This window comes from Paenibacillus sp. J22P169 (assembly GCF_059691995.1).
The window spans coordinates 84895-107957 of sequence record NZ_JCAUAO010000005.1; the positions used below are offsets into that span (position 1 = coordinate 84895).

Annotated in this window: 16 protein-coding genes; 12 read left to right on the forward strand and 4 right to left on the reverse strand. The window is 44.2% G+C overall.

Annotated elements, in window-relative coordinates; translation table 11 throughout:
• Positions 1 to 13: 13 nt before the first annotated feature.
• Both AC58QG_RS22870 and AC58QG_RS22875 read right to left on the reverse strand, forming a co-directional pair.
• A complete protein-coding gene (locus AC58QG_RS22870) occupies positions 14 to 1306 on the reverse strand; it encodes a UDP-glucose dehydrogenase family protein (RefSeq protein WP_497364435.1) in 1293 nt (430 codons plus the stop codon).
• Positions 1303 to 2286 carry a sugar phosphate nucleotidyltransferase gene (locus AC58QG_RS22875; protein WP_497364436.1) on the reverse strand — a complete coding sequence of 328 codons (984 nt, stop codon included), beginning with the start codon at positions 2284 to 2286 and terminating at the stop codon, positions 1303 to 1305. The genes AC58QG_RS22870 and AC58QG_RS22875 overlap by 4 nt, the downstream gene beginning before the upstream one ends.
• A gap of 216 nt (positions 2287 to 2502) precedes the next feature.
• Here AC58QG_RS22875 and AC58QG_RS22880 point away from each other — a divergent pair, with 216 nt between their 5' ends.
• Complete coding sequence (locus AC58QG_RS22880; RefSeq protein ID WP_497364437.1) at positions 2503 to 3078, forward strand: hypothetical protein; 576 nt, start codon at positions 2503 to 2505, stop codon at positions 3076 to 3078.
• Positions 3079 to 3357: 279 nt separating this feature from the next.
• Here AC58QG_RS22880 and AC58QG_RS22885 read toward each other — a convergent pair whose 3' ends face one another.
• Complete coding sequence (locus AC58QG_RS22885) at positions 3358 to 4500, reverse strand: glycosyltransferase family 4 protein (protein ID WP_497364438.1); 1143 nt, start codon at positions 4498 to 4500, stop codon at positions 3358 to 3360.
• A 19-nt stretch (positions 4501 to 4519) separates the two neighbouring features.
• Positions 4520 to 6766: a CotS family spore coat protein gene (locus AC58QG_RS22890; RefSeq protein ID WP_497364439.1), complete on the reverse strand. Its 2247-nt coding sequence runs from the start codon at positions 6764 to 6766 to the stop codon at positions 4520 to 4522.
• 338 nt (positions 6767 to 7104) lie between these two features.
• On the opposite strand from AC58QG_RS22890, the gene AC58QG_RS22895 reads away from it, so the two are divergent.
• The 11 genes from AC58QG_RS22895 (at position 7105) to AC58QG_RS22945 (ending at position 23006) form a co-directional block, all read left to right on the forward strand.
• Complete coding sequence (locus AC58QG_RS22895; RefSeq protein WP_497364440.1) at positions 7105 to 7551, forward strand: DUF1761 domain-containing protein; 447 nt, start codon at positions 7105 to 7107, stop codon at positions 7549 to 7551.
• Positions 7552 to 7682: 131 nt separating this feature from the next.
• Positions 7683 to 8417, forward strand: coding sequence for a phytanoyl-CoA dioxygenase family protein (locus AC58QG_RS22900; protein WP_497364441.1), 735 nt, complete (start codon positions 7683 to 7685; stop codon positions 8415 to 8417).
• A gap of 64 nt (positions 8418 to 8481) precedes the next feature.
• Positions 8482 to 9318: a helix-turn-helix domain-containing protein gene (locus AC58QG_RS22905; RefSeq protein ID WP_497364442.1), complete on the forward strand. Its 837-nt coding sequence runs from the start codon at positions 8482 to 8484 to the stop codon at positions 9316 to 9318.
• Positions 9319 to 9384: 66 nt separating this feature from the next.
• The gene (locus AC58QG_RS22910; protein ID WP_497263717.1) at positions 9385 to 9555 is read left to right on the forward strand and encodes a hypothetical protein; all 171 of its coding nucleotides are present in this window, start codon (positions 9385 to 9387) and stop codon (positions 9553 to 9555) included.
• A 705-nt stretch (positions 9556 to 10260) separates the two neighbouring features.
• Positions 10261 to 16056, forward strand: coding sequence for a carbohydrate binding domain-containing protein (locus AC58QG_RS22915; RefSeq protein ID WP_497364443.1), 5796 nt, complete (start codon positions 10261 to 10263; stop codon positions 16054 to 16056).
• Positions 16057 to 16216: 160 nt separating this feature from the next.
• Positions 16217 to 17542 (forward strand): ABC transporter substrate-binding protein, encoded by a 1326-nt coding sequence (locus tag AC58QG_RS22920; protein ID WP_497364444.1) that lies wholly within the window; start codon positions 16217 to 16219, stop codon positions 17540 to 17542.
• An 81-nt stretch (positions 17543 to 17623) separates the two neighbouring features.
• The gene (locus tag AC58QG_RS22925; RefSeq protein WP_497364445.1) at positions 17624 to 18493 is read left to right on the forward strand and encodes a carbohydrate ABC transporter permease; all 870 of its coding nucleotides are present in this window, start codon (positions 17624 to 17626) and stop codon (positions 18491 to 18493) included.
• A 3-nt stretch (positions 18494 to 18496) separates the two neighbouring features.
• The gene (locus AC58QG_RS22930; protein WP_497364446.1) at positions 18497 to 19324 is read left to right on the forward strand and encodes a carbohydrate ABC transporter permease; all 828 of its coding nucleotides are present in this window, start codon (positions 18497 to 18499) and stop codon (positions 19322 to 19324) included.
• 130 nt (positions 19325 to 19454) lie between these two features.
• On the forward strand, positions 19455 to 21236 hold the full coding sequence (locus tag AC58QG_RS22935) for a sensor histidine kinase (RefSeq protein ID WP_497364447.1): 1782 nt from the start codon (positions 19455 to 19457) through the stop codon (positions 21234 to 21236).
• A gap of 1 nt (position 21237) precedes the next feature.
• Positions 21238 to 22035: a response regulator transcription factor gene (locus AC58QG_RS22940; protein ID WP_497364448.1), complete on the forward strand. Its 798-nt coding sequence runs from the start codon at positions 21238 to 21240 to the stop codon at positions 22033 to 22035.
• A gap of 62 nt (positions 22036 to 22097) precedes the next feature.
• The gene (locus AC58QG_RS22945; protein ID WP_497364449.1) at positions 22098 to 23006 is read left to right on the forward strand and encodes a phytanoyl-CoA dioxygenase family protein; all 909 of its coding nucleotides are present in this window, start codon (positions 22098 to 22100) and stop codon (positions 23004 to 23006) included.
• Positions 23007 to 23063: the final 57 nt, after the last annotated feature.

The following is a 23063-nucleotide window of genomic DNA, read 5'->3' on the forward strand; positions in this document are numbered from 1 at the left end:
CATCTTAAGCAGATTATCTATTTCCAATGCCGTAATAAGTATAGCCTAGCTTGGTCATTTCTTTGCCGTTCAGCGTATTTCTACCATCAAAGATATAATAATCTTTCATTTGCGCTTTTAACTGCTGCCAATCTGCCTCTCTATAGTCTTTCCATTCCGAACAAAGAATGACTGCATCGCAATGCTGCAATGCGATCTCAAGTGTTTCGAATTGTTGAACCGTATTAGAGCGAAGAGCTTCAGGCAGCTTAGTAATGGGATCGTGTACTCTAAGGTTCACTTGTTTGTTCTGTAATTGTTGAATGATGGAAAGTGCAGGTGCTTCCCTTAAATCATCGGTATTCGGTTTAAAGGAAATGCCGAGAATCGCAATGGTTTTACCTCTGAATCCACCTAGTTTTTGCTCCCATATGTTCAAAAAGTAGGAAGACTGTGAGTTGTTGACGGCAACAACTTGTTCAAGGATGCTGAGTTCAACTTCTTGCTCTTTTGCCGTATATAAGAGAGCCATGCTGTCTTTCGGGAAGCAAGATCCGCCATAACCGATCCCAGCTTTTAGAAAATGAGGGCCTATCCGTTGATCCATGCCCATGCCTTTGGTGACATCGGTAACATTGACCTCCAACAATTCGCAAAGTCTTGCTAATTCATTCACATAGGAAATTTTAGTTGCCAAGAAGGCATTCGATGCATATTTGATCAATTCCGCTGTTCGGGGTTTGGTCACAAAAATGGGGGCTTTTATGCTGCCATATAAGGATTGAATGACATTTGCGGCTTGCTCATTATCGCTTCCAATAATAATGCGATCCGGATTCAGTGAATCAAACAAGGCGCTGCCTTCCCGAAGGAACTCTGGGTTAGAAACAACATCGAAGGGGATGGGATGGATTTGAGATTCTCTGACCCACTCGACTAATTTGCGGTTTGTGTCTATAGGAACTGTGCTTTTCACAGTGATAATTTTATAGTCATCCATGAAAGTTCCAATACTTCGGGCGGCTCCTCGAACAGCCTGAAGATCAGCGCTTCCATCTTTATCGGAAGGGGTGCCAACACATATGAAAATGATGTCATTCTCACGTATTCCCTTCTCGGAAGAGGAAGTAAAGTTGATTTTTCCGGATTCAATATGTTTCTTTAATAACTGATCCAGTCCTGGTTCATAAAAAGATAATTTCCCCTCTGATAATGCCTGAATTTTTATTGTATCCGTATCTAACCCCGTAACTTGCCAGCCGAGTTCTGCAAATACTAATCCAGTCGTAACGCCAACATATCCCATACCCATGATTAGAATGTTCATTTTCCTGACCCTCCATCTTCTTGTACAAACACCGACTGTGGACTGATAATGGAGTTCGTCATTGGATAGTGGTTAGGTTTAAGAATGGCGTACTCTAACAAAATGCTGTTTTCTAAAATACAACTTTCGAGTCTGACATTGGGTCCGATCGTTACGTAAGGCCCGATCACACAATTAATTATTTCAGCACTAGGATCGATGCATACAGGTGGGATGAAAGTGGTTCCTTGATAATTGATAGGATACGGCAGTGAACCTTCTTCCTCCATTAGCGTCAGCATCCATCTATTCGCTTCAAGCCAGCCTTCCATAGTTCCAACATCGGAGAAATTCTTATCAGTTATTTGATAGGCTACCGAATATTGTTGATGAATCAGCCACTGAATGGCATCTGTAATTTCGTATTCGCCTCTGGCAGAGGGACTGATCGCATGCACTGCTTTAAATATACTTGGTTTAAACGCATAACTCCCCAGAACCGCAAGATCTGACTTGGGTTCTGAAGGCTTTTCTTCCAGACCAATAATGCGATCTTCATTCACTTCGGCAATTCCAAATTGTTTTGGATTCGTCACTTTTCTTAGTAGAATGGCTGCATCATGGTTCTCATGTGTAATTGCGTGACATAAGCCATGAAGATCTTGGGTAATCAAATTATCCCCAAGAAGCAGCACGAAGGGTTCGTTGTCTATGAAAGATTCGGCGTGTTTCACAGCGTCAGAAATACCCAAAGGATTAATTTGAAAAATATATGTGATGTTTACATTCCACCTTTCACCAGCACCTACTTCTTCCATAAACATGGCATGAAGATTGGTCCGAATTACAATTCCGATCTCGTCGATGCCTAATTCCACTAGCTTTTCAATACCGTAATGAATTAAGGGTTTATTCGCCACTGGAAGCAGACCTTTAGGTTTTAAATTGGTAAAAGGTTGGAGTCTAGTACCTTTGCCTGCACAGAGAATTAATCCTTTCATAAGCTTTTACCTCCTTGTCTATATGAAGACATTATTAATTTATGATGAAAATTATGAAATGTAAGGGCTATTAACAGGGAAAATAAGCTGATATGTATACGTTTAATGAAAATCTTCTAACTGGACAAACATAATCCGCGAATCTACTCTATCAAGAGCCTAAGCATGAAGTAGGAAAAATCATAGTATACATGGAGACAATAAAGTTTCTAATTTATGGCGAGAGGAATGATTTTTTTGGAAAGTCTAGAACAATTACTCAGTTATTTAAAAGCGCATCCTGAAGTAACAGAGATCTCATTGGAGTTTGAGAACGGTGACAAAGACAAGGTTGATTTAACTGAAATCAATGATTTAGAGAAAGACATCGCTTGGGCGGAAGTTGATGAAGTTGAGGTGGAATTAGCTGACGGTACCAAATTAGCGTTTGGTGCAGCAGATGACGAAGAAGACGAAGAAGATGAAGAATCAGGCGAAGAAGACGAAGAAGACGAAGAAGACGAAGATGAAGAAGATGAAGAAGTAACAGTGTCAGCTGTAAGCGGAGAAGAAGAGTCAGACGAAGAAGAAGACGACGATGACGACGATGATGACGATGATGACGAAGACGAAGACGAAGACGACGACGACGACGACGAAGAAGATGAAAATGCAGAAGAAGCGACTGTCGCTTCTACTGATGGTGAAGAAGAATCAGACGAAGAAGATGAAGACGACGACGATGATGATGATGATGACGATGATGATGACGATGATGACGATGACAATGACGATGAAGAAGAAGAAGCATAAGTAGAAGAAGTTAAATTATATCAAAGAGATATGGTCAAGTAAGTAGACTGCTGGCTATTAGCTTGACACTCCATGCATGAAAAACCTCTTACTCTTGTTATGGCTTCTGCTAGTTTCGCAGAGGATCCATGCTCGTAGAAGGGGTTTTTCCTGCAATTAAAGTAAAGAGCTAACCTGGCTTGCTCTGAGACTCATGGCAACAAAATGGGCCGTCCCTAAGTAGAAGTATCTACTTTTGGGACAGCCAGTTAAGTTAACTAGAAATCTCCATGTCTATACTTATCTTTGTTCCCAGACGGCAAGGATTTCCTGAGCAACGCGTTCCCATGGGTAATTTTGTTCTGCCAATCTTCGTCCATTAAGTCCCATTTGTCTTGCATGGTTCATATCAGATAACAATGAATTTAGTTTTTGTGCATATTCGCTGGGGTCTTCAGGATTATTGATGAGTAATCCGTTATTATTCTTTACAATCTCTGGATTGCCACCTCTAGCTGTTGTGAGGAATGGTAATCCAGCGGCCATGGCTTCATAGTGGACACGTGCCAATGGTTCCTGCCAAATCGACGTGCAGACAAAGACATCTCCTGCACAGAACCAGCGGTGAACATCTTGCGCAGGCACATAGCCAGTTGTAATGACAGGAAGTGGTGATCGTACGGCAAGCGCTCTGACGTAAGCGACATAGTCGCTGACCGAGTTATCGCTGAACCAGGCACCACCGACAACAACGAGTACAGCATCAGGATGTTTGATTTGATTCATCGCACGCACTAAGACATGGGGACCTTTATTACGGGTGAGCCTTCCAACAAAAAGAATGACTTTCTTGTTGGAAAGATTGTATTCAGCCCTTATGCTCTCTCGAGCACTCCTTGCCTGTTCGGACTCGAGCCAAGGAGCAAAGCGATTCAAGTCAACGCCGGAATAGATCGATTTTATTTTGTCCGCTGCATGGGGATAGTAATCACAGATGGCCGTTCCGATATATTGACTAATGGTAATAATACGCTCAGTTTGTTCGATAACTTTAGTCCCCTCATTAAGCGCGATCTTAAAGGGATTGAACATATCGTTATGCATACTTAGAATAATCCGTGATGTAGGAGCAACGCCCCTAACAGGAAGGACTAGTAAAGGGCGGTTATAAATTTGAATAATATCATAATGTTCCGCCGTATTTTGTAGAAATTGGATAACCCCTGCAGTGTATGGTTCAAGTAGACCGTGTGACTCCACACGAACGTAGCGAATACCATTCATGACTTCATCGTTTGGTAAAGCAGGGTCTGTTCTACCTAAAATGGTAATTCTGTGATGTTTACTTAGTAGCGAAGCCACACCGTCAATATAGGTTTGAATAGCTCCCCCTCGAATGTTGGGGACAGGCAGCTTTTCCGTACAAATCATCAGAATGTTCACGAGTTAACAGCTTCCTTTCTCAGGCAGTCCCTTTTCTAGGTGGAATCTGCTTTTTTTTCCACGGTGGCGGCACTTGCTTATTTAATAGGGGATGTTGTATTTTATTCATCATTGGCTTCACTGCACGTTTAACTGGTTTTTTAAGTCCCAGTTTACGTTTCAATGGTTTCTTCTTAGAACGGGATATAGGGTTCACTTTTTTCTTAGTACGCCATTTTTTGTAACCCCAGATAATCTTGATACCTGTGATGCGTTTCCATTTTGTGAGTCTCTTTAGTTTTCTTCGTTTGAGATAACGAGTTTTCTTGATGATTCTGGTCTTTCTCAATGCGCGTCGCTTCCTTGGAACGCGGACTTTAAATCTCTTCTGTCTACGAGCAGGGAATTGAATGACTGCTGCCATTGGAGGCACGGTACTAGCAGCAGGATCTCCTGCAGCTACAGTTTCTGGTGTAACTGGAACCAAAACAGGCTCTGATAAAACCGGTGCTTTGGCGGAGTCACTTTCTGGTTTACGCGTAGAAGGAATGGTGACCGTAACAGGCGCTGATTTATAAGGTGCAGGGATGACTTTCTTATCGACTGGTTTCTTGGCATAAACAGGTTCCTCTACTGCAGGCAGCTCAGCATATATTGGTTGTGGCACAAGTGGAATTGGTATAATCTCTTCAACAGCAGGCTTAACAGGTGTTACTGGTGTAGCAGGTACGAATGGTGCAACTGGAATAACTGGCTCAATTGGCATAATTGGCATAATAGGCGTAATAGGCGTAGTAGGTACGACTGGTTCAACTGGCGCAACAGGTACGACTGGTTCAACTGGCGCAACAGGTACGACTGGTTCAACTGGCGTAACAGGTACGACTGGTTCAACTGGCGTAACAGGTACGACTGGTTCAACTGGCGCAACAGGTACGACTGGCTCAACTGGCGTAATAGGTACGACTGGCTCAACTGGCGTAGTAGGTACGACTGGCTCAACTGGCGTAGTAGGTACGACTGGCGCAACTGGAGTAAGAGGAGTAACTGGAGTAACTGGAGTAACTGGAGTAACTGGAGTAACTGGCATATCGGAATATATTGGTGTCAACAAATCTCCAGGAACGACAACGGCCGGACGTTCGATGGCCGGTTGGACGGAATCCGTCGAGTAGTCTCCAAGTGGATAGTTGGCCTTATCTTTTTCAAGCTCAGTTAATGCTTGCCATTTGCTTGCTTCGGTTGTCATGAGTCTTTGAAGGACGATGTCTAGCTCAGTTTCAAGAAACACTTGCGGATTAAACACGATTTCTTTGACATGCTTATAAAATTCATTTGGAAAAGCCATATCGATCCACAAGATTTCGAAGGTTTCTTGATCAAGAGGATTTGCTCGATGGTAAGCGTCAATCATGCCTCGAATCCAAGTTATGTCCCACACACCCATATCATCCATGGTGCTTGTGATCAATTTACGTAAATCACGTATAGGCAAATCGTAGGAAACGCCGTCTAAGTCGATAACCCAGATGCCGCCTGGCCCCATTTGGCCGTTCGACCATCCGAAGTCTTGATGGGCAAGTCCCCAGTGGGGTTCACCTTTGGCTAACATTGCGTTGTATGGGGAATTTTGGAAACGAAGATACATGTCGTTAGCTTGCCGCTTGAATTCCTCAATGACGGCAAGTAAATTTGCACTTGCAGCGGAATCAGAGTAGGCGAGAGCGATATCCTGAAACCAACCAATTTTGGCTATTATTTTTTCGTAATATTTGCCCCAGCCATAGATGCGCGAGGATTTCTCTGAACCACTAGGAGGAACATATCCCTTGGAGTTTTTGTGGAATTCTCCTAAGCCAAAGCACAGCTGAGAAGCTCCGTCCAGGTCGACTTTGGATACGGGTACCAGGGGTTCAATCCAGTCTGTCACGATCCAGAGTTTCCCGCCTGCTTCAACGTAGTAATTGCCTTCCTTCGTAGGAATAAAAGAGGGAACCCTGTGACCTAAACCAGACATATAGGCTTGAGCGCCGACACTGAAAAGACTTCTTCTAGGCCGTCTGTGCAAACATTTAATACTGAGATTGCCCTTACTTGTGCTGATTTTCCAAATAGCGCCGCCTTTATCTGGCTTGGAAGTAATCAAGAGCATATCATAGACCTGCATGTCATAATGTCCCGCGACTTCTCGCGCCAGCATTTCTAATCCTGGAGGAACATACATGTTAGCTACGATTCCTGGATCCAAGACGTCATCGATCCATGGAACGATTTGATAATTGTCCACCACCATCACTCCATCACGTATTTTAAAGTGAATTGTCCGTTCTAAGCACTTACAGATGCTGCGAAATTGCTATTGTGATCCACTTCTGTACCTCTTCGAACTGCTGCAATACGAAAGATCACCTCACATAAACCAGTTTAGGTTTATCTAATTCTATGCATATGTCATTAGGTGTATGGTTGATATGTACAAGAGTGGAACTTCATGAAAAACCATTAGACTTCTGCATACTTTTTTACAAAAAATAGGAATTGACATGAAACCAAATGGTTGTATATAATGAAAAACGAAACCAAATGGTTTCGTAAAACTACATAGGCGAGATGAGGAGATTCGAAATGTTATTTCAAGAAATTAATTATTGGGCTGTGTTCGTTACTGGGATTTTATCATTAGTATTAGGCTTTCTATGGATGGCAGTAATATGGGCAAAGCCTTATCAGAAGCATATGTACGGCAAGGGGGGCCAGGCCCAGCTTAACGTAAGTAAAAGCGATAAGATCCAATCTTTTGTGATATATATTCTTGTATCCTTCATCACCTCGATTGCATTCGCAGTCTGTTTAGAGCTATGGAAAGCTGGTGGCCAGGCATTTGAATATGATGGAGACCGATTATCCAATGCTTTCTGGTTTACTATGCTGCTAGCAGCGGGTTATACGCTTCCATTTACAATTGGCAAAAAGGTATGGCAGTTCAAAAGCTGGCTTGTCGTAGCCGTAGATACCTCCTACGAGATCGTTCGCTTCACGATGCTATTGCTAATTTTCTGGTTCTGGGTATAAGGCGGTTGAGGTGACACAGCCAACATATCTGAAGATAAGCTAACTTCTTCTAAGCTTACGATAAGCTTTCGAATCCTACTTCAGGGTATAGTTAGTGTGTAGATAAGATCACACTTTCAGGAGGGGTTACGATGAGTAAATTAACACAAGAAGAAGTTGCATTTTATAAGAAGAATGGGTACTTTCTATATGAGAAACAGCTATTCTCCCCGGAGAAATTAGCTGAATTAACGGAGCTATTTGAAGATCAGCTGAAGCAAAAAGGCAGCAAACTGTCAGACGAGTTGGACACTCCGCATTTCCGTGAGGATCGCCTACTCAACTTTTTATTATCGGATGAAGTGTTGGACCTTGTTGAGCCAATTATCGGACCGAACATTGGTCTGTGGTCCTCCCATTTTATTTGTAAGGATCCGTTCGTAGGCCGAGCAACGCCGTGGCATGAGGATTCTGCTTATTGGAAAGGCCGCGTCAGCAACTTCGATAACATCATTACTGTATGGTTAGCTATCGACAATAGCACGAAGGAAAATGGCTGCATGCAAGTTATTCCAGGCACGCACAACAACGGGTTTTCTGAATACGAAAATGTAGACGGCACGAAGAATCTCTTCAGTACGCAAATCAAGAATATGGATACATCCACAGCTGTTCATTTTGAACTGCAAAGAGGACAATGCTCGCTGCATGATTCACGTATCATTCACGGCGCTGAACCCAACAAGAGTGAATTCCGTCGCTGCGGCTACACGATGCGTTATTTCTCTACAGATACGAAGATCTATGCGGATAAAAACCCGAATTTTAAAGTATGGTTGGCTCGCGGCAAAGATCTAGCTGGAAATAAATATGCGAATGTAGAGTAGAAGGATTCTGACTTTCATCAGGGAAATCTTATGATATACAAAATTTGCGATGAGGAGGAAGCGGATGAAGAAGCAACCTGTGAGACTAACGAATGAACAATTCATACATCCTGCATCCTCCTTTCAAATTTACTTTCAACATATTACTGAACATCATGCACTTCATTGGCACGAATTCTATGAGCTTTGCTTTGTTATTCGTGGTAGAGGCATGAATATTGTAAATGGAACCGAGCATGAGCTGCGAAAAGGCAGCTTGTTCCTGCTAACTCCTGCAGATTTCCATGAAATCTATTCGTATCCGGATGAAGCTATGGAGCTGTATAATCTTGTTTTTGATGAGGAACTGCTGGAACAAGGGCTGCGAGAATTCATGTTTGGGCAAGTTGCGGAGTATATGGTTGACCTGAACGAGTCTCATCATGAGGTCATAGAGTCAGAGTTTCAATTGATTCGTGACGAGGTTCAAATGAAGAGGCCAGGACATCCCATTTTGATCAAAGGAGCTTTCGAGCGAATCCTATTGTATCTATTCCGAACCTATCATGAAAACAAACTTCTTCCAGAGTTGCAGGATACGTCGTCGCATTCCCCAACACTTCAACGTGCACTTGTTTATATGCATCATCATTTTCGCGAAGCACTACGTTTGGAGGATGCTGCCAAGCAAGCTGGATTAGCACCTAATTATTTCAGTCTCGTATTTCATAAAATGACGGGTATTTCGTTCCAAATCTACTTGCAAGGTTTGCGTTTGCAATTTGCCAAATCACTTCTGCAAGCTTCGGATATTCCGATTACTGAGATTTGTTTCGCTTCAGGGTTCAATACGTTAACGCATTTCGAACGAGCATTCAAGCAGAAATATGGAAGTTCACCTCGTACCTTCCGTTCTAACTAAGGTGTGCGATGCGCCCCAGATGTGTATAATAGATGTATATTATTTTAACAAAGGGGACAACTTCTCATGATTACTTGCAAATCGTGTTCCAAACCAACAGAGCTCCAGATGCAGCGTTGTACGCACTGCGGGGCCATGTTAACCTACACGGTTGCTGAGAAATTCGATATGATGGCCGAGCTGGTAGAACAAGCGTTGAAGCAGGAGCTTGAGGCGAGAAGAAGATTGAAGCATTAGATGTACATGAATAGCATAGACGAGGCTGGGTTTTCCCAGTGTGAGACACCCGACATGGTCTGGTGTTTTTTTTGTTCAAGGAAACCAGTTCTCGCCGTCTCGCCGCGAATAGATGGATTTTCTCCAGTTAATTTGCAAGAAATCCCGTCTATTCAGCAAATAGCTGGATTTCATCCAGTTAATTTCAATCCTTTTGCCGAAATGGTTAAATATGGGCAAAATTAACTGCATAATTTCCATCTAAATCAAATATTCGGGTCGATTATTCAAGAATAACTGTAGTTTTTCCTGTTAACTGTCCCAACCCAACCCAACCCAACCCAACCCAACCCAACCATAGGGGGGATGGAAAGTGTGGAGGTGTGAGGGACGGAAGCGGCGTGCGAAGGGTAGTTAGTTGGCTTTGAGAGTAGAGTGGGGGTTGGAGAAGGAAAGTGTGAAGGTAGCTGAGTGAGAATGGTAAGGGAACGTTGGAAAGTGCTGTCTAGACTTTTCTGTTTTTGCCATTCTTGCCGCGAAATAGATGGATTTTTGCACGCCTCGCATGTACATGGAACAAAAAAAGGTATCACCATTGTCCAATTAACGAAAATCGTTAGAAGGACAATAGAGCCCAATAAAATGCCAAGCCAGTACATTTCCACCGCCGATCATCCCTCCTATAATTAAAATGATACAAAATGTAGGATACGAGGGGGCGAACGTATGCGTTTGAAAAGCATGTGTGCAAAGCTTGTAGTAGCTATGCTAGTGGTGTCTTTGCTCATGAGCGGATTTATAAGCACGCCAAAAATGAAAGCGGAAACAAATTCAGTGTTAACCCATTTTATTACCCGATCAGGTGATAAATTGATGGATGGCGCTAGTGAATTTCGTTTTATTGGGGCGAATGTGCCTACGCTTACCATGGTCGAGGATGGCTATTGGCAGGTTCCCACGGAATGGGAGCAGCGTGATGCATTTAAAGCATTGCAACAAATGGGAGCAACGGCAACGAGAACCTATGTCCTTTCTGTCAAAAAGGATACCGATTACCCAGGCATGATACGGCATGTGGAAGATCATGGACAATTTAACGAAGAAGCATTCGTAGCGCTGGATCGTGCCCTGGCCCTTGCCAACGAGTACGGTATTCGCCTCATTATCCCCTTCGTTGATCAATATGATTGGTGGGGCGGAATTGGTGAGTACGCCAAGTTTCGCGGGAAGAGCAAAGATGCTTTCTGGACCGATCCGGACATCAAGAAGGATTTCAAAGATACGATCTCGTATGTATTGAATCGTAGAAATACGATAACTAACGTGCTTTACAAGGACGATCCTGCGATTCTCGCGTGGGAGACAGGTAATGAATTAACACCTCCATCTTCTGCATGGACGACTGAAATGGGTACTTTCATCAAAAATATCGATAAAAAACACTTGCTCATTGACGGAAAATACGGCATTGATGCCAGTTCGCTAGAGGAAAGTTCACCTATCGACATCGTAAGTAACCATTATTATCCTAACCATTACGCTAGCTTTGCTTCTCAAGTGAATCTTGATAAGAATTTGGCCGAAGGGAAAAAGCCCTTCTATGTGGGGGAATTCGGCTTCATTCCAAAGACAGAATTAACAGCTTTCTTAAACAATGTTATTGAAAAAGGTACCAGTGGTGCATTGATCTGGAGTCTTCGTTATCACAGTGAGGATGGTGGCTTCTTCCGACATACAGAAGGCACATATGGCGGGACTTTCTATGAAGCGTATAAATGGCCAGGCTTCCCAGCTGGCGAGCAAGGCTTTGAGGAGTCATCGGTATTGGGGCTGTTACGGGATAAAGCTTATGAGATTCGCGGTATTCATTCAAAGCCAGCTTTACCACGACCAGAAGCACCGATTATGCTTCCGATTGATACAGTTTCCCGTATCGGATGGAAGGGGTCAACAGGAGCAACTGCCTATACAGTAGAGCGTTCCGTATATGCGAATGGACCTTGGGATATTGTCGGAGCGCAGGTCTACGACGCTTCCAAAACGGATTTATTTGACGACATGACCTCGGTTACGGATGCCACGTACTTCTATCGAACGAAGGCGCGAAATACCGTTGGTGAATCCACGTATTCCCCAGTAGTAGGTCCAGTCATTGCAAAGCATGCTATTCAGGATGAACTCATTGATTACAGCAAAATGTATCAATTCTCAACGGATCTGAAATTCACCACAGATGATTTGAATCCAGCCCTATTCGGAGGAGATCATTATCGACTCAAGCTGCAGCCGAATGCGGTTGATCAATTCGTGGCCTACGCACTGCCATCGACAGCGACAAATTCGACTGCTCTGCGGGCATTGTCATTAAAGACTACCGCATTCCGCAAGTCGGATCATCCGAATAATGAATTTAAGTTCTGGATTTCTACGGATGGAACCAATTACACGGAGCTTCAGGTAACTAAAACAGATGCTGGCAGTGGCGATTGGCGTCAAATTGTGTATAGCACGAATACGCTGCCTACGGCTGCGAAGTACTTCAAAGTAACCTTCCCAGAAGGGGATGGAGAATCTCAACTCGGTGATATTGAAATCGTATACAACCACACGAGTGGCGAAGAGCTCATCTATAAAGAAGCGATTTCTAGCGTTGCAATCACGAATGGCGTACTGACAGACGAAATGAATAATATGCTGAAAATGGCAGATCACTCGCCGAATCTAGGTTTCGAATCCGGAGGCGCTTTTTTTGGCAACGATTTAAAGCGATTACTACGTACAGCTAACAATGCGGAATCGTTCGTGTATAAAACAGCAGGGGATATGAATTATTTCGTCATGACGAGCTTTGCCAGACAAGAACCAAGTAAGTATCGTCTTCCCAATTTTACCTTTTTAACATCGCCGGATGGTGAACATTACTCGACGGTTAGTCAGGTTCGTGTAGATGAAGTTCCAGGCGAAGGTTACTGGAGCCGAATGGTTTACACAGCCTACACCTTGCCAGCAGGAACAAAATATTTGAAAATTGTTTTCCCGGTTATTCCACCAAATTTCGCTTCTGAGTACTGGAGTCCACAAGTGGGACGCATCCAAATTGGCGTGGGTTCAGAAAAGTTAGAGCCGCCTTCCAATGTGAAAAGTGATGTCATTGAAAACTTTGAAAGCTATACAGGCTCAGATTCGATGTTACAAAGCGCATATACGGTGAATAACTCAGGTTCACCACTTGGATTGAAGTTGGATAGCGTTCATAAATCCGAAGGGAATTACAGTTTGAAATTGACCTCATCGCTGAGCAAAGGCTGGGGGGGCATGGAAAAGCAAATTACGAATAAGGATTGGTCTGGCAACAGCGGCATTTCCTTCTGGGTACAGCCTGCGGAAGCCTACACAGGCATTTCCATTCAGTTCAATGAAGGAAGCGCTACGAAAGGTGAGGTTTGGAAAAAAGATATTGGGGTATCGGGTAGTGAACCACAGTTGATTAAGTTGCCTTTTAATCAGTTTTATGTGCCAGACTGGTGGAAAAACTCAAATCAAGGTGTCGGGAACAATGTCATTGACCTTTCGTCCATAACGACATTTAGTATCAATATTGATGGAGCATCCAATGTAACACGTTCGGTTTACCTGGATGATTTCCGGCTGTATAAGTCACCAGTTGTTGATTCGTACGAAGACTATGGAACGGACAATACAAAGCTGCAAGCCCAATATAAACGCAACTCGGATGGGGATCCCATTACGGCAACACTCGATGCTGAGACAAAACAATCAGGTGGATTTGGTCTCAAGCTGAGCTTTGATCTGACTTCTGCCAAAGGATACGCAGGTGTAACCAAATCAATCGGTGGTACGGATTGGTCGGCTAACAATGGTGTCCAATTATGGATGAAGGCAGGGCAAGCCGGACGCGGTGTTACGTATCAAATCAAGGACGCAACCGGCGAGTACTGGGAAGCCAAAGTATTTATGAACCATACCAATGGCACCCTATTGAAGATTCCTTTTGGCGCCTTCCATCTAGCAGGATATCAATCGGTAGCGGTAGATGGGAAACTCGATTTGGCGTCTATTGCCGAGTTTTCTATTTATGTGGATAGAGGTTCTATTGGAAATGGTGCAGGAACGCTGTATCTAGATGATATTCAAGCGGTTTCGCTTCGTGAGATCGACAATTTCGATTTCTATTCAACAGATGCTGGTGTGCGTGCTGATTATGTGAAAGATTCAGGCGGCGCTGAGATCGTAGCTTCCTTAGAAAACAGCACCAAACAAGAGGGGGCTCATGCGCTTAAACTAAGCTACGAATTGACTGCAAACAAAGGCTATGCCGGCGTCAAACGGACACTCGGGAAGCTCAATTTTGCCAGCGGAGGTAATGCGCTGTCCTTCTGGCTGAAGTCTGATACAGTTGGGCATGGAATTACGTTCCAATTGACAGAAAGTGACGGGGATATCTGGGAAGCGCAGACGATGGTGACTTCAACGGAAGCCGGTGTTATTCAAATTCCGTTCGGTGGATTTGCCCGCAATCAAACATGGTCAAAAGGGGACGGCAAGCTCGATCGAGCTGAAATTGCATCTTACGCGATTTTCGTGAACAAAGGTGCGGGGCAAGTTGGATCGAATACCATCTATATCGATTCCATCGCGATTGACCAAGTACCGACCATAGATAATTTTGACTATTATGGCAGTGGCGAACTCGTTGCTGGAGGCAACTATTCGACAAACAAAGATGGTGGGACAGTAACTTTAACGCCTGTATCGGATCAGAAAGAGGCCGGACCTTTTGGCGGCAAATATGTTTATGAGTTGCCAACGGCATCTAAGAATTTTGCTGGCGTGAATAAAAAGCTCGATGCCTTAGACTGGAGAGCGTATGAAGGTATACGTTTCTGGTTGAAAAAGGATGCATCCAATCGCCAGTTGACGATTCAGTTTCTAGAGTCTGATGGTTCAGCATGGGAATCCTATATCGATTTGAATGATGATAAATCAGGAGTTATCAAACTGCCATTTAGTAAGTTTACCAGAGCTCCATGGAGTACAAACGGTAATGCTATTATCGATTTGGATGCGATTAAGGAGTTTTCGATTTATATGAATCAAGGAGCGCGAGGTACGCTCGGCCAAGGGACGCTGTATTTTGATACGATTAAGGTTTATAAAACAGGGGAGGAACCAGATCCTGTAGTGCCTGTAGTTCATCCATCTACAGGTGCTTCCAGTCCTGCACCAACTGTCGTGGATAAAGGCAATCAAATTGAATTGACGAATGATTCGTTCAAACGCCAAACTGTCAAGGATAGCGAAGGTAAAGACGTCCGAGAAGCCATCATTCAAGAGGCGGATATGAAGAAGGCTTTGGAGCTTCTGTTGACGAAAGAGCAAGGGACGCCACTTGTTTTGGCATACAGCACGAATGAAACGGATGAAGTCGTGATTCCAAGTTCGTTACTGTCAAAAGCACTTGCAGCTAATCCTGTTGCACTAGCCAATACAATGGTTACGCTGAAAAATGAAGCGGGTTCATACGCAATCCCACTCCAAATCCTATCTAACCCTGCTATTCTGAATGCGATAGGAACAGACTCTGGGGACGCTAGCTTGCATGTAGCCATTACGCCTGTATCAACCAAGCAAGCTGCACAAGTTCGTCAAGCAGCTGAAAAGCAAGGCGTAACATTGATCGGTACGCCGGTGTCTTTCCGACTCATGGTGTCAAGTGGTGGAAAACAAACGGAGATTGATAATTTCGGGTCGTTATTCGTCACTCGGAGCATCATCACGAATGGCGTTACGGATTTATCTACAGCCACTGTCGTTGTAATTGACGAACAAACAGGTGCAATGACGTTTGTGCCAGCCTCTTTCCACCAACATGAGAATGGAGTAGAAGCGGTACTAAGTAGAAATGGGAATAGTGTGTATGCGATTGTCTCACATCAAGCCAAATTCACAGATGTTCCGCTGATACATTGGGCCCAGTCTGCGATTGAAGCCTTAGCTTCCAAAATGCTGCTGAATGGCATGACGGACACGACGTTCGCACCGGATCAAGCGGTCACACGAGCAGAGTTTACCACGATGCTGGTGAAAACTATGGGGATCGTTCCGTCGAAAAGTACGCAAACCAAATTCTCCGATGTAGGCGCACAAGAGTGGTATACCTCTGTGATTCATGCTGCAAGTGAGTTAGGTCTGGTGGATGGCTTCGAGGACCACAGCTTCCAGCCTAATGCGACCATTACGCGGGAGCAGATGGCTGTGATGCTCAGCCGAGCATTGGCATTAACGAAGCTGTCTCAAACAGTGAAGGCAGCTGCTACACTCACATTCACAGACGCTGCTAGTGTATCTTCTTGGGCAGAGGCATCGATTCGTCTTTCGACGGCCGCAGGCTTATTAAGCGGCAATCCGGACGGATCTTATCGACCGCAAGCTGTTGCAACTCGTGCTGAAGCTGCCGTAGTCTTCTACAATCTGCTGCATAAGCTCGATATCGTAAAATGAGTGAAATGGGGGCCTCGGCCCCCAATATTTTAGCTCTTTTCCGCTGAAAAGTGGAAATACAGTACAAGGAAAAACAAATGCGTGCCATTTTACTTGATGCAGGGACGTTTTATAATGAAAATGTAAGCGCTACACAAACTAGTTCATTGGGGGAAATAGGATGAAGAAGACATTAGTAGCCACAACGTCGATTTGCTTGTTAGCAGCGTTACTTGCAGCGTGCGGATCGGAATCAACAACAACAACAGCTAGCCCATCACCAGAAGCGAAGGCAACAGCAGCGGCAACGGCTGCAGCAGCGACGGAAGCTCCGAAAGCAGCGAATCCGAATGATGACATTAAAGGCAAAATCGTGTTCGCAACGAACCGTACAGACTTAATAGATACGAAGCTGAAAGAATACCGTGAAGCGTTCAAGAAGAAATACCCGAATGCTGATGTGGAATTCGAAGCTCTGAAGGATTATGAAGCCGCAATCAAATTGCGCTTGGCAACGGCGGAAGTGCCGGACGTTGTTTTGATTCCGAACATTCCGAATACACAGCTTCCTGATTATTTTGCCCCACTGGACGATCTTGGACTGAATGATAAAATCCGCTTTAAAGACTACAAAACAGCGAACGGCGGCACGTATGGTCTCGTAACGGGCGGTTCCACAACAGGGATCGTTTACAACAAGAAAGCGTTCGCAGATGCAGGCATCACAGCGCTTCCGAAGACGTTGGATGAATTCTATGCCGCTTCCGAGAAGCTGAAAGCGAAGGGAATTGTCCCACTTGCAACCAACTACAAGGACAAATGGCCACTCTACACTTGGCAGCACGTAGCTGTCGCGATGTCGGGTAATCCGAACTTCTGGAATGATCGCATTAAGCAAGAGAATGCTTTTGACCCGAATGGTGCGTTCGCCAAGTCCTTAGGTATCCTCAAAACGATGATCAGCAAAGGCTATGCGGAGAAAGACATCAACTCCACGAACTGGGAGCAATCCAAGAAAGATGTAGCGTCTGGGAAAATGGCGATGTACCTATTGCCGAACTGGGTGATTCCACAAGTTATTGAAAACGGCACAGAAAGCGCAAACGTTGGCTTCTTCCCAATGCCTTTCGATAACTCCGGTAAGTTGACTACGCTAATGACACCTGACTATTTCTATGCCGTAAGCAAGAATAGCAAAAACCTCAAAACAGCAAAAGCTTTCGTCAAATGGCTAATTGAGGATTCCGGGTATGATGATTTCGCTGGCTTCATTCCATCCTTGAAGGATAAGAAGTCATCCGTTACACAATTGTCTGATTTCCTAGCTACGAAAGACCTGAACTTCGTTGAAATCGCAGCCGATAACAGCGACGCAATGGCGATTCAAAACAAAGCGCAAATCGACTTGAACGATATCGCACAAGAGGTTGCAGTAACCGACGTTGCCAAAGTATTCGATAAATACAACAAGAAATGGGTAGAAGCAAAAAAAGCGCTCGGCAAATAATCGTGTAACGTAAGAGGGCTGAATGAGACCTGGAGAGCATTCAGCCTCTCTTTTCAAATTAAAGAGCAATGAGGTATGGAGATGAGCTACCAACAACAAAAAATCACTTTGATTGTGTCCTTCCTTATCGTACCCCTTGTGCTGTTGCTGACGTTCACCTACTATCCCGCCATGAGGCTCATTTATTTAAGCTTCACGTCATGGGATGGGCTGACACCGGTTAAAACGTGGGTTGGATTTTCAAATTACAAAGAAATTATGGGAAATACGGAGGTCTTCTATATCTTCCTCCATAACGTTGCCTACTTCGTAGGTGGCATTTTGCAAAATGTGGTTGCCTTTTTCTTTGCGGTCCTTTTGAACAGTAAGCTCAAGGGGCGCAACGTGTTTCGAACGGTGCTATTCTTGCCCTACATTATGAATGGGGTCGCCGTAGCGTTCATGTTTGGTTATGTTTTTGATACGAATATGGGTTCATTGAACTATTTCTTAAGTCTGTTAGGCGTGGAGCCAATTTCCTGGTTAGGTAAGCCTGGTCTCGTCAACATATCATTAGCTTCAATCAGCGCATGGAAGTTTATGGGTTTCAACATGGTCGTCTACTTAGGGGCGCTGCAGTCGCTGCCGGAAGATCTCTATGAAGCAGCTAAAATCGACGGTGCACGAAGATTACAAGTGCTTCGTTACATCACATTACCTGGTATGAGGAAAATTATCGAGCTTAATCTGTTTCTGACTGTAATTGGGGCTTTGGAGGTATTTGATCTCCCCTTCGTTCTGACCAAAGGCGGCCCTTTGGCGGCAAGTAAAACGTATGTTCAGCAAACAGTGGAGACCGCGTTTCAATATAATAATTTCGGACTCGCGTCAGCGATGAGTGTTCTGCTCATGATCGTTGTCATTGCCGTAGTATCCGCACAACGTAGAATTGTTGGAGGAAAGGAGGAGTGACCCATGAAACCAAGACCGATCACATCGACAGTGAAATATGCGCTTTTGTCCCTCGCCAGCCTGATCATCTTCTTTCCCTTGTACATTTTATGTGTAAATGCATTTAAGGGAAGTAAGGAATACGGCACGTCCAGCGCGTTTTCACTGCCGAACTCCTTTCTTAATTTTGACAATTTCCAACTTGTATTTGAGCGTGGGAATCTGGGGCAAGCTTTTCTCAACACGACGATTGTGATTGGCTTATCCTTGCTTGGGAACATCGTCATGGGAACCATGGTGGCCTATGTACTCGGACGCTTTAAATTCCCAGGACGCTTTCTCATTCTGGGTCTATACACGGGGGCAGCAATCATTCCAGTGATTACGACGCAGGTGGCGATTTTCTCCATTATCAAATGGTTGGGATTATTCAATACACATTTCGCGCCAGTGCTCCTGTATATCGGTGCAGATGTGGTCCAGATCTACATTTTGCTCCAGTTTATTCGGAACATCCCTTATGAACTTGATGAAAATGCGATGATTGAAGGCTTATCCTTGTACGGCATCTTCTATCGCATCATCATACCACTGCTTACACCAGCCATCTCGACAGTTATTATTCTAAAAACGATTTCGATTTATAACGATATGTATACGCCATATTTGTATATGCCTTCGCAGAAGCTAGGCGTTGTTTCCACGACCTTGATGAAATTTACGGGTACGAATAGTGCCGAGTGGCAATTAATTTGTGCGGCAATTCTGATCATTTTACTGCCAACAGTCGTGCTGTACTTGTTCCTGCAACGGTATATTTTCTCCGGAATTACGAATGGTTCGGTGAAATAAAAAGCTAGCAGGACACCGCTTGGCGTAAGTCGAAATAGTAACCCAAGGCCCTTGCTAAGGAGCCATGGGTTTTCTTGGTTTTAAAAAGAAAGGGCTTACATTCCTATGAAAGAGCTGGGGGGAACTTCTTGTGCTAAGCGATATATGGCATTGGATTGTGAGGTTGTCACTAACTAAAAAGCTGATAACGGTTTTTGTTATTTTAATTACGGTGCCGATTGTAACGATTTCGATGATTTCCTACTCGAGTTATTCCAAGTCTATTGAAAAGAACACGGCCCTCTATGTGAATCAGATTTCACAGAAAATTTTGGAGCGGGTAGACCAGTACGTATCGGATATTAAACGAGTGACAGGCAGTCAAATTTATATGCAGGATATTCAGGAGTCCTTAGCTAATCCGGCGAAAACGGTGGAAGAAAATAACCGCCTCCAGAACTTTGTCAAAGGGTTGAACAGCTTGAAGAATGATACGGAGTCCGTTTACATATTCGATAATTATGGCAACATGTACGATAGTACCAAAAATGATACGATCCGTGGCAACATCCGGCAGCAAGCGGTGGATTTGAGGCAACAAGTGCGCAATGCGCAAGGTTCCTCTATTGTGATTTCTACCCAGAAAATTAGAGTGGGTCAAACAGACAAATATTATTTTTCTATCGCGCGAGAATTGAAGAATACGAATTCCCTAGAAGGCATCGGGATGATCATTTTTGATTCAAGAATTCAGGTTATTGCGGATGCCGTACGTGAGTTGGATGAGGTTACCAAAGGTCGGACCATGGTCATCGACGATCAGAACACAGTGATCTATGATAGTGAGCAGAAATGGATTTCAACGAATGTAGCTAGCAATGAACTCGTGCAGAAAGCTGTAGGAGCGCAAGGCAGCTTTAAGGTGACGATGGATGGGAAATCGTATTTGACCTCTTATACGACTTCGGAAGTAACGGGCTGGAAGCAAATCGTGCTTATTCCTGTGGATCAATTGACAGAAGAAACGAGGGTAACACGGGATTTCACGATGATTCTCGTTTTGTTATCCATTACCGTAGCATTAGTTACTTCCGCCATTATTGCAATTGCGTTGACGCGGCCGCTCAGGACGCTGATGAGGACGATGAAGCAGGTCAATAAGGAGAATTTGGATGTCCAAATCCCAGTGAAATACTCGGACGAGTTTGGCATACTAGCGAAGCATTTTAATAATATGATTAGAAGAATTAATGAACTGGTGGAGGAAGTCTATCAGACGCAAAATCGCAAAAGAGAGGCTGAACTAAGGTCGCTTCAGCATCAAATTAATCCCCATTTCATCTATAATACGCTGGAAGTGATACGGATGACGGCCGAAGTAAAGCGAGATTATGAGATTTCGGAAATGACCTATAATTTGGGCGAACTGCTGCGGTATGGCATTTTGCGGGGGACGGATCAAGTGACGATACATAAGGAGCTAGATCATTTGGAGAAATATTTGGCGCTGCAAAACTTTCGATTCTCCAAGGATATTCAGCTTGCTTTGAACATCAGTGAGGCGCATCTAACCTATCCCGTTATTAAGCTTTTATTTCAGCCGATTGTGGAAAATGCGATTTTGCATGGTTTTGAAATGAAAGAAGAGGATTGCCTCATCACGATTAGTTCCTACGAGGATAAACAGGCGATATATTTTACAGTGAGGGATAACGGGTGCGGAATGGAAGATTCACAGCTGAAAATTATTCGAAATGCGATGCTAGGCTTGCAGCAAGAAAATCGTTCTAACATCGGTATTGCCAATGTGAACGAGCGTATCATTTTGCAGTATGGTGCCCCATTCGGTTTGCAAGTGAGCAGTGAAATCGAGGTCGGCACAACCGTGACGATTGTCCTACCCGTTCTTGAAGCATGGAAGGAGAGTGCATGAGATGACGATGAAAATGTTGATTGTCGATGACGAACAGCGAATTCGGCTTGGTCTACAGGCCATGGTTGAAGGAATGAACTTACCCATTGAAATTATGGGATTGTGTGCGAATGGGATTCAAGCCATGGATAAAATGAGCGGCTGGGAAGATGAGGATTGCAAGGTGCTTCTCACCGATATAAAAATGCCCATGATGGACGGCATGAAGCTGATTGAGAAAACAAGAGCGGAATATCCGGATGCACATATCATTCTATTAAGTGGATTTAACGAATTTGAGTATGCCCGTCAAGCGATTCGTTTCGGTGTGGAAGAATATTTGTCGAAGCCGGTGAACAAGAAGGATTTATTTCAAGTGTTGAAACGGGTTGGGGAGCGTATAGCTGAGCCAATTTCTGTAGAAAAGGAAGCAGCTGATCACGTGCCTGCTGAACCTAAGGTGCACAAGAAACAAATTATTGCGGATGTGATTCGCATGCTGGAGTCGGATCTCAATCAAGCGTTTGAGCTGAATGAGCTCTCCGCTAAAGTAGGTCTGAATCCTAGTTATTTGTGTAAGTTGTTTAAAAGGGAGACAAAGAAGACGATCACGGACTACGTTACTGATCTCCGAATCGTGAAAGCGAAGCACATTTTAGAAGATTACCCGGATGTGAAAATGTATGAAGTTGGATCACTTGTCGGTTACTCGGATCCCGTATATTTTACAAAGCTGTTCAAAAAGTCAGTTGGCATGACGCCAAAGGAATATCAAAGTGGTCAATGTGCTTTTGGCAACCAAAATGCCTGTTTGGACTAAAGATTTTCAATCTTTCTTGCAGTAAAGTAAAGGTATGAAAGATATCTGAGGAGGTTGCTGTTATGAGCCAACAAGAGATTCAAATACCTGAAGCTGATGCTTTATTGCAAGAGGAGATCACAAGTGAGCAGGCCCAATTTTTTCTAGACAATGGATTTCTAGTCATCCGTAATGTGGTAGTAGGGGAAGAGCTTAGACTCCTTCAGGAGCAGACGATGAAAGCCGTTGAAATCGGAATGGCTGGAAGCGATGATGAAGATTATATGTATCGCGTGAGGAAGAATGGCGAGCGCAAATATTGGCGGACGGAATATATCATTGATAAGCAAGAGGCGAATAAAGCCTTGCTTGCGCATCCGTTCATTTTACGTTCTGTCGCGAAGATTCAAGGGATTAACTTCATTCCTACGTGGGATTCCTTAGTTGTGAAAATCCCTAATCAGGCGGCCAGCGTGCCTTGGCATCGCGATGCATTAGTGCCTGAGGGCTGTACAGATCCGCGGCCGATCTTCAATGTTGATTTTTATTTGGATGAGGCCGATCTGAAGTCATGCTTGTGGGTCATTCCGGGAAGTAACCATTGGGCAGCAGAGGTTGCCGAGGAACGATGTGCTCGCCCAGGCTTCGAAGTCAGCGATGCTGTACCGGTGCCGATGAACCCCGGAGATGTCATCTTCCACAATATTCAGCTGCTCCACGGTTCACCTGAGGGAGATGGCAATGCGCTTCGCCGAACGGTGTATTACGAGTTCCGGCCAGGCGAGATCGAAGCGGAGTTTGGGCCGCATACGCTAGAGTATCTGTCGTTGAAACAGCATTTGCTCGTCGATTGTATCGAAAAACGCAAGGAAGCGGCCTACACATCGGGTGAAACTCCGTATGACTATCAACCGAAAGGCGCATTCGCAATAGGTACGAAGCAGGTGCCGAAGACGTATCGGTATCCGCATGCTGAATATTGGCGTGCATAAAGAAAAGGCTGTTCCTCCTAGTGGTTCTACGGGGGAACAGCCTTATTTATATTGAGC

Excerpts from the sequence above, each read along its gene's own strand:
- AC58QG_RS22870 (WP_497364435.1), bottom strand. The coding sequence starts at position 1,306 with ATGAACATTCTAATCATGGGTATGGGATATGTTGGCGTTACGACTGGA.
- AC58QG_RS22875 (WP_497364436.1), bottom strand. The coding sequence starts at position 2,286 with ATGAAAGGATTAATTCTCTGTGCAGGCAAAGGTACTAGACTCCAACCT.
- AC58QG_RS22880 (WP_497364437.1), top strand. The coding sequence starts at position 2,503 with ATGGCGAGAGGAATGATTTTTTTGGAAAGTCTAGAACAATTACTCAGT.
- AC58QG_RS22895 (WP_497364440.1), top strand. The coding sequence starts at position 7,105 with ATGTTATTTCAAGAAATTAATTATTGGGCTGTGTTCGTTACTGGGATT.
- AC58QG_RS22900 (WP_497364441.1), top strand. The coding sequence starts at position 7,683 with ATGAGTAAATTAACACAAGAAGAAGTTGCATTTTATAAGAAGAATGGG.
- AC58QG_RS22905 (WP_497364442.1), top strand. The coding sequence starts at position 8,482 with ATGAAGAAGCAACCTGTGAGACTAACGAATGAACAATTCATACATCCT.
- AC58QG_RS22910 (WP_497263717.1), top strand. The coding sequence starts at position 9,385 with ATGATTACTTGCAAATCGTGTTCCAAACCAACAGAGCTCCAGATGCAG.
- AC58QG_RS22915 (WP_497364443.1), top strand. The coding sequence starts at position 10,261 with ATGCGTTTGAAAAGCATGTGTGCAAAGCTTGTAGTAGCTATGCTAGTG.
- AC58QG_RS22920 (WP_497364444.1), top strand. The coding sequence starts at position 16,217 with ATGAAGAAGACATTAGTAGCCACAACGTCGATTTGCTTGTTAGCAGCG.
- AC58QG_RS22925 (WP_497364445.1), top strand. The coding sequence starts at position 17,624 with ATGAGCTACCAACAACAAAAAATCACTTTGATTGTGTCCTTCCTTATC.
- AC58QG_RS22930 (WP_497364446.1), top strand. The coding sequence starts at position 18,497 with ATGAAACCAAGACCGATCACATCGACAGTGAAATATGCGCTTTTGTCC.
- AC58QG_RS22940 (WP_497364448.1), top strand. The coding sequence starts at position 21,238 with ATGACGATGAAAATGTTGATTGTCGATGACGAACAGCGAATTCGGCTT.
- AC58QG_RS22945 (WP_497364449.1), top strand. The coding sequence starts at position 22,098 with ATGAGCCAACAAGAGATTCAAATACCTGAAGCTGATGCTTTATTGCAA.